The 11,409-nt window shown below is 37.0% G+C and carries 7 protein-coding genes; 3 read left to right on the plus strand and 4 right to left on the minus strand.

Features of this window, described 5'->3' with window-relative positions:
* Together R3333_RS07980 and R3333_RS07985 are read right to left on the minus strand one after the other, a co-directional pair.
* Nucleotides 1–1,045 (minus strand): tetratricopeptide repeat protein (locus R3333_RS07980; protein ID WP_318958262.1); only part of this gene is annotated, 1,045 nt, incomplete at its 3' end.
* A gap of 119 nt (nucleotides 1,046–1,164) precedes the next feature.
* Nucleotides 1,165–2,520 carry a UDP-N-acetylmuramate--L-alanine ligase gene (locus R3333_RS07985; protein ID WP_318958263.1) on the minus strand — a complete coding sequence of 452 codons (1,356 nt, stop codon included), beginning with the start codon at nucleotides 2,518–2,520 and terminating at the stop codon, nucleotides 1,165–1,167.
* A 337-nt stretch (nucleotides 2,521–2,857) separates the two neighbouring features.
* Here R3333_RS07985 and R3333_RS07990 point away from each other — a divergent pair, with 337 nt between their 5' ends.
* The gene (locus tag R3333_RS07990; RefSeq protein WP_318958264.1) at nucleotides 2,858–3,205 is read left to right on the plus strand and encodes a hypothetical protein; all 348 of its coding nucleotides are present in this window, start codon (nucleotides 2,858–2,860) and stop codon (nucleotides 3,203–3,205) included.
* A 117-nt stretch (nucleotides 3,206–3,322) separates the two neighbouring features.
* Here R3333_RS07990 and R3333_RS07995 read toward each other — a convergent pair whose 3' ends face one another.
* Entirely contained in the window at nucleotides 3,323–6,517 is a 3,195-nt protein-coding gene (locus tag R3333_RS07995) for a T9SS type A sorting domain-containing protein (protein ID WP_318958265.1), read from the minus strand.
* 327 nt (nucleotides 6,518–6,844) lie between these two features.
* On the opposite strand from R3333_RS07995, the gene R3333_RS08000 reads away from it, so the two are divergent.
* Both R3333_RS08000 and R3333_RS08005 read left to right on the plus strand, forming a co-directional pair.
* Complete coding sequence (locus tag R3333_RS08000; protein WP_318958266.1) at nucleotides 6,845–8,005, plus strand: MFS transporter; 1,161 nt, start codon at nucleotides 6,845–6,847, stop codon at nucleotides 8,003–8,005.
* A gap of 690 nt (nucleotides 8,006–8,695) precedes the next feature.
* The gene (locus R3333_RS08005) at nucleotides 8,696–10,624 is read left to right on the plus strand and encodes a T9SS type A sorting domain-containing protein (RefSeq protein WP_318958267.1); all 1,929 of its coding nucleotides are present in this window, start codon (nucleotides 8,696–8,698) and stop codon (nucleotides 10,622–10,624) included.
* Nucleotides 10,625–10,773: 149 nt separating this feature from the next.
* On the opposite strand, the gene R3333_RS08010 is transcribed toward R3333_RS08005, so the two are convergent.
* A partial coding sequence (locus R3333_RS08010; RefSeq protein ID WP_318958268.1) for a GTP-binding protein occupies nucleotides 10,774–11,409 on the minus strand: 636 nt, incomplete at its 5' end.

An 11,409-nucleotide genomic window follows, 5' to 3' on the forward strand; every position in this document is an offset into this window, starting at 1 on the left:
AATGCAAGGCCTGCCCGTAATCACGCATATCCTTGAGTAAATCGCTTTTTAAATTGTAAATCTTTAGCAGTTCTTCTATATGCTTGTCTTTCCTAGAGCGCTGCATATTAAAATACATGAAGGCCGAATCTAAATATAGGTTTGCACGATTCAAATCTCCCTTCTTATGGTATATACGTGCATGCAAGATGGAGGAACGTGTTGCATTTAGCCAATTTTCTATTTCCTTTGCGCTACGCAATGCATCATTGGCAAACTCAAGTGCTTTCTGGTACTTTCCGAGGTTAATCAAACAATAAGCTAAATTATTTTGAACTACTGTTAACATGATTCTACCTTTTGTACTCGACGAGTATAGGTAAAACAATTTTGATTTTTCGAAAAATTCTTGGGCAAGTTTATAGTCTCCTTTTTCTAAATAGGTAAAACCTATATTGTTGTGAGAAAAGGCTACACCTTCGGGGTTGTTATGCGTCAATTCAAATTCAAGGTATTTTTGAAAATAGACTAAGGCGGTGTCGTAATCCCCTATTCTGAGGTATAGTTTACCAATTTGGTTATTGATATTGGCTGCTTTGCTAAACTTCTTCTGTTTTTCTAAATAGAGTTTCTGTGCTTTTCTATGTTCTATGGTCTCAGCAAAAGCTCCCATTTCCTTTAATGCTAAGGACAACCTAAGATGCACCCAAACCAATAGCTCGTAATCGTTTTTTAGCTGCTCTACAATACCCAAAGCCTCATAAGCAAAAGCCAAAGAGGCGTTAATATCATTCTCCTTAAACGTCTCTGTAGAAAGTAAAATCAGAAAACGGGCTTGATGTAAACTATCCTTGGCTGCAATAGACTCTTCCAATGCAAAATATAGATCATTTTTAACCCCTTCCTTGTTTTTTAAAAATTGAAAAATTTCGTCTAATACAAATTCTTTATCTTCTGTGTGCGACAAAGATTGCTTAAAAGTCTCCATATCCTCCTCTTGAGCAAAAAGGGTACATACAAAGCCTGTAAGAAACATGATAAAAGTTGAAATTCTAATCACGTACATGTAGTAGTATTTTGGAATGTAAGTTTGATTGCCAAAACTAAAAAGAAAAACACGAACCACAACCTAGCCGAGCATCATGTCCTACCGAAAGAAATTCCTCCAATAAATAACTTCACTTATTAGCCCACTAGATCATTAGCAAGTTTCAAATAATCCACGCCATCAAAGTTTCCTGAACTCATCATCAACAATGCAGCGTTCTTCATGTCCTCCATTTGAAGGGCATTGATTACAGCTTCGCTTGAGGTAAATACCTCTACATCGCCTCCGAAAGCATTCAAAACATCTTCTTTACTTATCGGTTCTAGTTTTTTATGGGCAACCACATCGTGGTTAAAATACACAATGGCTTTATCTGCAGCCGTCATCGCTCCCTTGTACTGAGGCAAAAACTCCTTCTTTAGCGAAGAAAACGTGTGTAATTCCATGCAGGCGATAACCTTTCTTTCTGCAAACTGCTCTTTTACCGCTTTCGTTGTCGCTTTTAATTTAGATGGTGAATGCGCAAAATCTTTAAACATTACAAAATTTTGATTTTCATAAACCTTCTCCAAACGTTTTCCTGCTCCTGTAAAATCGGACATTGCAGTTAAAAAAGCACTATTACTGATTCCCATTTCTTGTGCCAAATACATGGCACCCATTAGGTTTTGCAAGTTATGTGCCCCGAAAATTTGTAAGGGATAATCTTTCCCTTCAAAGTGTAAAATGCTCCCTCCTGCTACGGAAGTATAGCTTGGCGTAGCATAAGCTTGCGCTCTATAATTCAAACTTTTAGCCTCCCCTATTTTACGTACTTCTTCATCTTCTGAATTATACACCAACACACCATTTGGCATTATCTTTTGGGTAAAAATCTCAAATTGCTCTACGTAATTATCGAAGGTTGGAAACACATTAATATGATCCCAAGCAATTCCAGAAATCATTGCAACATGGGGTGCATAAAGGTGAAACTTAGGTCGTCTATCCAAGGGTGAACTTAGGTACTCATCTCCTTCTAAAACGATAGTATCTGCTTGGTCACTCAACTTCACCATACAATCATAGCCTTCAAGTTGCGCACCCACCATATAATCTACGTTTTTACCTAAGGATTTTACGGCATGTAACAACATAGAAGTCGTTGTCGTTTTTCCATGTGAACCACCAATAACCACTCTTTTTTTATCCTTACTCTTTTCGTAAATGTACTCTGGATAAGAAAAAATGGGCAAATTCATCTCCTTTGCTTTCAATAACTCTGGATTGTCAGCACGGGCATGCATTCCAACAATCACAGCATCTAATTGATCATGAATATTAGCTGTATCCCAACCTATTTTTACAGGTAAAATTCCTTCTTTATCCAACCTCGATTTTGAGGGTTCAAAGATTTCATCATCAGATCCAGTTACTTTATCTCCTTTACGCGAAAGCGCGATGGCTAAATTGTGCATAGCACTTCCTCCTATGGCTATAAAATGTACATTCATGTTCAAATTTTTTATGAAGATAGAAGAAATTAAAAATGCTTTTCACCTTTACAAAAGAAGTACTTCATAATTCACTGTTAAAAAGTGTTGTCTTTTTTTTACTTGGCCAATTTCCGTGACCACGGAACCGGGTCTTCCGTTCCTAGTGAAATTTCTGTTTGCCAAGTACCCTTATAGCTCTATAGTGCTTCCCTCTGCACAGCATCGGGCCAAGCTAAAGTCGCACTATACAACCTAAGCTTACTAAGCAAACAACGATTCCACTACCACTACTCCCCCTATTGGAATTATTTTATCTCACTGAAAATCATTACATTCAGTAAATAATTTTGAAAACATGAAAAAACGATCACTCATCTTATTCCTTGCCGTTGCTTTTGGTATTAGCGCTTATCAATCGAACAACTCCTTTACTCCTTCACCTGGTATTTACGGAGGAAATGGATATACGGCACCTCAAATTACCTTACAAAAAGACGGTACATTTTTATACAAGGATTTAACAAATCCCAAAAAAGAAATTGAAACCAAGGGTAATTACGAAGTAAAAGAAAACAAATTGATTTTAAGTGCTTACACAAGCACAAATAAAATTCAAAATGAATGGAAAATTGTGAACAAAGGACAATGCTTGAAAGCCAAAAAAAACTTCGCTTTCTATACACTTTGCACAGCGTGTAACTAATTTGGCTACAACGAATTGCTAAAAAGCTGACCGAGGTAACTTGGTCAGCTTTTTTTATACAAAAAAGGGAGGAAACCTTTCAGCTCCCTCCCCTTGGTTAACTATATAAACACAGGATTATTGAACCACAACTCTAAATGTTTTTGTAGAAGTTGCGTTATAAACCTTAACGAAATACATACCTGTTTCCACTCCTGAAAGGTTCACTTTCGCTACACTGTTTTGTGCAATTGAATTCGCCCCATTTACCACTGTTTGTCCATTTACGTTGTAAACAGTAAACTCAAGTGTACCATTGCTTGCACTGTTTGCAATGTTCAATACACCTGTTGTTGGGTTCGGGTAAACTTCAACACCTTCAAATACTGTTTCATCCGTACTTAAGGCATCACAATTTCCATCTACCGTAATCAAAACTGTAGAAGTATCCTCTGGACAAACTCCATTACCTGTAATGTAATCGAAGTTAAACTGACCTGGAACAGTTCCAGCGTTATATCCATTACCCTGAATCATTACATTAGTAGGATCGTACCACGTACCTCCTAAATCAATATTTCCAGATAATCCATCGAACAAGCTAAACTCTTGGTTTTTACAAACCACCAAGTTTCCACTAATACCAGCCTGAGATGGTCCATAAATTTTCACTTGTTGAAGCACGCTGTCAGATGCACATCCATCAACTACCTCGTATTCAAAATTAAAGGTTTGGAAAGCCAAGGTTTGTGTTGGGAAGGTAGACCCTGCAAAGTTTAAGGTTGGTGTTTCCTCGTACCATGTTCCTCCAACTACATCATATCCATTTATTCCATCAAACAATTCAACTGTATCTCCAGAACAAACTTCAATTAAACCTAAAGTTGAACCAGCTTCTGGACTAATAGAACGTAAAGAAATTGAGAACATACCTGTATTTGAAGCAGATTCTGAATCGTGTACTAAGTAGTACGTTTGTCCGGCTGTTAAACCACAAATACTAAAGTAAGGTGCTCCTGATGAACCATCCAATGCATCATCATTAGCTGCTACCAAATTATAAGAAGAGAATCCATTACAGTTCGTTACTTCATATACTGCAATTTGTCCACTAAATCCTTGGTCTTTTCCTGAAATGAAAACGTTACCTGAAGTTGGTGCTGTAAAGGTATACCACGTCGTAGCATCAAATCCTCCAGCTCCCCAACCCGTAGTTGATTGGTAGTTTGTTACTGCTGGTTCTGCATTTCCTTCATTGGCTTGAACGGTTGCACCAATATTATTAAAGTAGTATACTTCTCCATCTACCGGAATTTCTTCTGCTAAACAAGAAGAATCATTGGTCAATGGCATCACTACAGTAATCGGTCCTACATAGTAAGAAGTATCTGTACCACACTCAGCTTGAATATACACATCGTAAACTCCAGATCCCATCAATGCTGCATCGGTAACTGTGTCCGTAAAGTTATTGTCTACAGACACTGTTGTACCTGTGTATAAATCGAATCCGTGAACTCCGTAGTGAACATTGAACCCTGTAGAAGGATAAGTTCCATTTCCTGAACTCTCCACCCAATTCCACATTAAGTCAATAGAATCTTCCATCGTACTTGATGTCATAGGAATTGGATTAGAACAGTTAGGCAAAGTAGAAACTTGACCTAATAATCCATTATCACTTTGAAGTGTACCAGAAATACAATCAGCAAAAATGTAAATGTCGTAAGTAGTAACATCATCTAAACCGAAGATGTTTGCAGAGTTTGTTGTACTGGTTAATGTTCCTAATCCTCCTGTTGCAGGATCGAACCCTTCTGGTCCATATACAATAGTCCAATCACTCTCATTTGCCATACCTGCATTCCAAGAAATAGCAGCAGAAGAAGCTGTTACTCCTGTTACAGAGAACGACTGTGGCTGCGGACAATCTGTGTAGTATAAATTCACACAAGTATTATTCTGTAAATATGTAGCATCATCATAAGATACAACTACGGGGTTAGTGTTACCGTTAGCTCCTATTGATGCAGAAGCACCAAAATCATATTGTGCTTGAGAACCACCAAATTCAACATCTTCGTAAACAAAGAAAATCTCACCTGTAGCTTCTTCAATTTGGATTTGGAAAGTAACGTTTTGTCCTAGCACTCCACTAAAGTGTGGTCTATCCTCCCATTGTACAATAAAAGTTCTGTTTGGTGCAGCACCTACAGTTTCATAATATACAGAACCTGTTTCACTGTCTAAGTCATCCCAAAATGGGTAAACTCCAGTATTGGCAGAACCTATCGTACCTCCAGTTCCAACAAACCCTGATTGTGTTCCGAAGATAACTCCACCATTATTTCCTATCGTTAAATCATTTACCGTCTGCCCCTGGTAGAACAAAGTAAAAGGCAAAGCTAATCCCAACTCTCCATCATCGGCTAAGTTATTAGATGTTCCTGTTCCAGAAATATCCGTAAAACCTAAAGATGAACAAGCTGGCCTGTGATCCATGTATAGTCCTTGACCAAAAGTATTAATACTAGCAACGTTCGAATAACCACTTGTATCTCCAGCAGAACAGATATTTCTTACGTAAACATCATATTCTGTATCCGTTGATAAACCTGTAATTTCGAAGGGTAAAGTGGTAAAGATTCCCGTTGTACCTGCTCCTGTACCCGGAACAAACCCAACTGGTCCGTACTCATAATGGAAGTTTGTAGCGCCAGAATTCGAATCGAAATCTAATGTTGACGTTGTTGTTCCACTCATTACTGGTGTTAAGTTAGAAGGAGCTGGACAACTTACTTGTTCAATAATTGACCAATTCTCAATATACACATAGTAATCTCCATTCGCCCAGTTTGCCTCTAAACCGTAACGTACGTTTGAACCATTAGGTACTTCAACTGGTGTAGTAAAGGTTGAAACCGTAACACAGTTAGTTGAGGGTTGGTGGTTAGAAGCATCTATTATTGTGTCCGTAACCCATGTTTGACCACCGTCTATAGAGTGCTTTAATTCTAAAGTACCAAAGTTAGCTGCCGTTGCACCTCCTCCAGACCAGTTAATAATTTTGTAATCGAAAGAAATATCGATTTGTCCACCAGTTGCAGGTTCATCATTGGTAATGATATCTCCATAATTCTGGAAAGTGGAATAAAGGTTAACCCTAATGGCATCCGAGCTACATGTATTGGTTGTAGTAGCAAAAAAACCAGAAGAGCTATAATTCCCAGGTATTCCAGATGAAAAATCTTCATCTAAAAAAACCTGGGACATTGCTGTTCCTGCACCAAGACAAAGCGAAGTGGTAAGGAATAAGTGTGAAAGTTTTCTCATGTTTATTTTGATTTATTTTCGAATCCAAAAATACCCACGGGGCACACCACATCCTAGAAAAGCAAGGGATATCTGTGAAATTTTACCGGACAAATACGGGACAAATGTTAAATTTCAAACATTGTATTTAGAATAATTTCAACTCAGAAACAATTAAAACGGAGAGGTTAACTTTAACATTAACTTAAAAATAAATGAACACAACGATCTACGAATACTCTCTTTCTAAAATTTAAGTCCTGGTCTAAAAATTTTAATTTCTTAAACCAAAATGGACATTTACTTTCAAAAAGTCTTCCTAACTATGCACCCATTTTACATTCAAGCATGAAGGATACCTTTAAAATATATCTCTTAACTTTTATATGTTTTGTGGCTGGAACCTCAGAATTTGTAATCGTGGGTGTTCTGGATAAAATAGCAGAGGATATAGGTATATCTGTTTCCATGGCCGGTCAGCTTATAACTGTATTCGCTATCACCGCTGCATTAGGTACTCCAATAGCGATTTACCGTATGCGTAAAATGAATCAAAAAAGCGTATTGGTATTTGCTCTGTTAACCTTTACGCTTGGCTCCTTATTAATGACGGTAAGTAAAAACTTTAATATTTTGCTTATGGCTCGGGTTGTCATGGCAATAGGAATGGGTGTTTTTAACGTACTCTGTTTTATTGTTGCTTCTGAATTGGCTCCAGAACATAAAAAAGCAAGTGCCGTTGCAACTGTAACTGTGGGTTACAATGCTGCTTTAATCGTAGGTCTTCCCATAGGTAGAATTATAACCCAATATTACGGTTGGCAAAGTATATTTATAGGTACCAGTGTTCTTGCTCTCATCTTCATTGCAATATTAGCCAAGAGTCTACCTTCTTTCCCTGCTACACAAACACTTCCCTTAAAAGATCAGGTACGTGTATTTAAACGTCCGATAATTGTCCTGAGTTTGGCCATGTCATTTTTCTGGATTCTAGGTTATTCTTCGCTTTACTCCTACATCACTCCTTTCTTAAAAACGGTTTCTACCCTAGATGAGAGCATGTTTAGCATGGCTTTCTTAGCATTTGGTATCTCAACGTTGATTGGCAATAAGTCAGGAGGCTACTTTGGTGATCAATTTGGAACGCCTAATACGATAGTCGTAAGTATGTTTGCACATGTTATCGTACTTGCGCTACTTTCTTTGTGTATCGGTATTCATCCGTATTTAACCATAGGACTGTTAATGATATGGGCCATGGTTGCTTGGTTACCCGGTCCTCTGTTTCGTTACAGTATTATGAACATATCTCACGAGGCAAAAAGTGTCATATTAAGTATCTACAACTCTATCATTCAAATGGGATTTGCCGTAGGAGCTGCTTTGGGAGGATTAGAAATAGATACAATTGGTACCCACTATTTGTCTTGGACAGCAGTGGGACTTGTTGGCATATCCTTTTTATTAACCGTAAGATATAGGAAACTTAGAAAAAAGATGATGAATTAACCGCTGTTTTTTTCACCACTTGTTAAATCAACCACAAAAACCATTACTATTAATCAATCTATAGAAATACCTAACGGAATACGTTTTTTTCTAATAAAATAGTAATTCATTTATTTCTTGTCATCAACTAAAATCTTTTTGAAAGAACACACATTCAATATCCCTACCACAACAGTATCTCCCATCCAAAACAAGAAAACTCCAACTAAAAAAAACATTTAAGAAACCTTTAAAAAAGGGGCATTTAACCCTTTCTTTTTTTTTGATACGGGGGTGAAAAGGGCTATCTTTAAGACTATTATTTAGCACACTTTTCAAATCGTGATTATCTACCGCTACAGGCATTTTTTCACCAGGATAGTTGTGTCAAATTTAACTTACTTTTTTACAACATCTTTTGCCATGAAGTACTCATTATTTACTTGAATTAGTTGGTCATTGCAATACCTCTGTCAGAGAAAATCAAATTCTTTAGACCAAGCTCTAGTAATTTCTATACGAGAAATTACTTCATCTAATCTATTTGATAAACAATTGTTATAGGAGAACAAAAATTATAAAAGTTATTCGCTTGGATATGTACATTAATCAAAAACAAAAACAATTATGACCCTATCCCAAATCTTATTAATGGAGGTGATTTTACACGTCCCTCCGTAAGTATTTTGAACACTTTAAAACATAATAGTCATGAAACTTATTCGAATTTTTTTATTTGTATCCCTGATATTGGGAACAAATTCAATTGCGCAAGATTTATCTATAGACAACAGTTTTGGCCTACATGGTAACAATGCTATAGACATTAACCCTAACATAGAAACAACAGCAAATTCGCTCCTTCAACAGGATGGTAAACTTGTAGTTGTATGTAAATCCATCGATTCAACCTACCTCGTCCGTTTCAATGCCAACGGAGCACTTGATAACTCTTTTGCACAAAATGGTGTACTTAACTTAAATATTTCCCCTGTACTTGTTTTTGATCCACACTTGACAAAACCAAGTGTTTCAGTTGGACTTATACAGCAAAGGGATGGTAAACTTGTTGTAAGTGCTAGAAATAGAGTTATGCGTTTATTAGAAGACGGTAGTTTGGACCCACTTTTCGGTTCAAATGGTATAACAGTAATTCAAAACACTGATGGTTATGAATTCCCTTATTTCAATGCTATTGTCGAAAACAAACAGAATAAACTGCTTGTTATAGGTACACAATCTAAAAATTTCAATTTCATAAATTGGTGTGGAGCTGGGATTGTAGCTCCGAATACCCCCACCTTCCTTTTCGTTGCTCTATTAACACCAGATGGTAATCTCGACCCATCCTTTGGAGTTGAAGGAGTATCTCACCCCTATCCTGCTCCTCCGAGTAGTCTTATTGCAGATTATAAGGTACAAGCAGATGGAAAAGTTGTTTTACTCACCAATTATCCAAACAGTGAAGGAACCGACGATTTTGGATGGCAACAGCTATACAGATTCAACGGAGACGGAAGTATAGATAACTCCTTTCAATCATACGATCCCAATACAATAGACCATACGCAACAAGGATACTCTATAGACATAACCTTGGATGGAAAAATTATTTGTGCCGGTAGAACTACTTTAAATAGACACTATACTATTACAAGGTACAATGCAGATGGTAGTATGGATAACGCTATCAACACTTATTACATTTCAAAATCCTTATTAAAATCTCAAGATATTCCGAGTGCAATTTCTATTAAGAATTTAGCGACAAACGACTTTATAGTAACAGCAGTTGATAAAGAGTCTGATGTAGCTTTTGAACAGTATAGAGACACAGCGGTAATCATACATTTTGATGAGAACTTCAATCTTAAACATATGTGTGAAATTGGGACGTATAGAAGTGGAAAAGGTACACCTTCGAACTTACAAGTTCAAGATGATGGTAAAATTTTAATTTCTGGAATTCAGCGTCCTCTTCAACAAAAACAAGTATATGTTGCAAGATTCAATGCTTTTGAGCCCCAAGTTACCCAAGTTAATATATCGAGTTGTCATCCCATTTCAATAGGTAAACAAACTTTTAGTAAACCAGGAATTCACTACGTTACATTAACCAATCAAAAAGGATGTGATAGTCTGGTTGTTATCAACTTAGACATTAGTCCTATAGAAAGTGAAATAATGCAAAGTGGTAATTTGCTCACAGCTCTACCTGCAGGATATAGCTATCAGTGGATCGATTGTAATACATCAACTCCAATATTGGGTGCAAACTCACAATTCTTCAGACCAGACACACATGGATCTTATGCCGTAATTGTTTCTTCTGACAATTGTTCTCAACCTTCTAGATGTATTGCCCATTTCCCTATGGATGTTTATCTTGAATATGTGATTGAAACACCTCGTGTTTCTCCAAATCCTTCAAATGGTCAAATACAATTAGCAATAGACCCTGCATCCAAAACAGCAAAATTGGAAATTATCAATACCATTGGTCAGGTAGTCTATGAAGCTCAAGTTGAAAACCAACGAGAGATCCCATTAAATTTAAATATTCCAGGCGGTGTATACATGATAAACATTTACCACGATAACGGAACATTTGAAAGTCAAAAAATATACATCAACCAATGATGCGCACATTCTCAACTACGCATTAAACATAAGTGTACAATAGTTTTAGCAAATTACACAAAACCTAAAACAAACAGAAGGCTGTCCCGATATGAGGCAGCCTTTCTGTGTTGTGTATAAAAATTGGTTTGTTTAAATATGGAGAGGGGTTACTTCCCTATACAGAAATTTGCAAAAATGTTCCCTAGTAAATCATCGGTAGAAATCTCTCCGGTGATTTGTCCAAGGTGGTAAAGGGCTTGGCGGATGTCCATGGCTACAAAGTCGCCAGTGATACCTGTTTCCAATCCTTCTTTGGCTTTTTCTAAATCTGAAGAAGCTTTGATCAAATTGTCGTAATGACGAGCATTGGTAACGATGGTAGAATGTTCTTCGAAAGAATCACCAATGGAAATATCATAAATGGCTTTTTTCACCTTTTCCAAATCGTTTTCATCTTTACCATAGATGAAATGCAATTCTACCCCTTCCCTTTTTACTATATTTTGAAGAATGTGTTCACGCGTTGCGTCGTCTATTTTATCATTTTTAGTAGCTACCACCAACAAATGTTTGGCAGCGGGTAACAAGGCAATGTCTTTGTTTACTTCTTCAACGGGTGTGTTTAAAGCATCAAACAAATACACAACAGTGTTGGATGATTCTATTTTCTGATGCGTACGTTCTATTCCTATTCTTTCTATTTCATCAGAGGCCTCGCGAATTCCCGCCGTATCAATTAAGCGGAAACTAACACCTTCTATATTGATCATTTCCTCTATGGTATCTCTTGTAGTACCTGGAAT

This window comes from Lishizhenia sp., from assembly GCF_033720595.1.
In the GTDB taxonomy this organism is placed as follows: domain Bacteria; phylum Bacteroidota; class Bacteroidia; order Flavobacteriales_D; family Crocinitomicaceae; genus Lishizhenia.

What these genes read in the sequence shown, in the direction of transcription:
- R3333_RS08000 (WP_318958266.1), top strand. Translation starts at nt 6,845, where the DNA reads ATGAAGGATACCTTTAAAATATATCTCTTAACTTTTATATGTTTTGTG.
- R3333_RS07990 (WP_318958264.1), top strand. Translation starts at nt 2,858, where the DNA reads ATGAAAAAACGATCACTCATCTTATTCCTTGCCGTTGCTTTTGGTATT.
- R3333_RS07995 (WP_318958265.1), bottom strand. Translation starts at nt 6,517, where the DNA reads ATGAGAAAACTTTCACACTTATTCCTTACCACTTCGCTTTGTCTTGGT.
- R3333_RS08005 (WP_318958267.1), top strand. Translation starts at nt 8,696, where the DNA reads ATGAAACTTATTCGAATTTTTTTATTTGTATCCCTGATATTGGGAACA.
- R3333_RS07985 (WP_318958263.1), bottom strand. Translation starts at nt 2,520, where the DNA reads ATGAATGTACATTTTATAGCCATAGGAGGAAGTGCTATGCACAATTTA.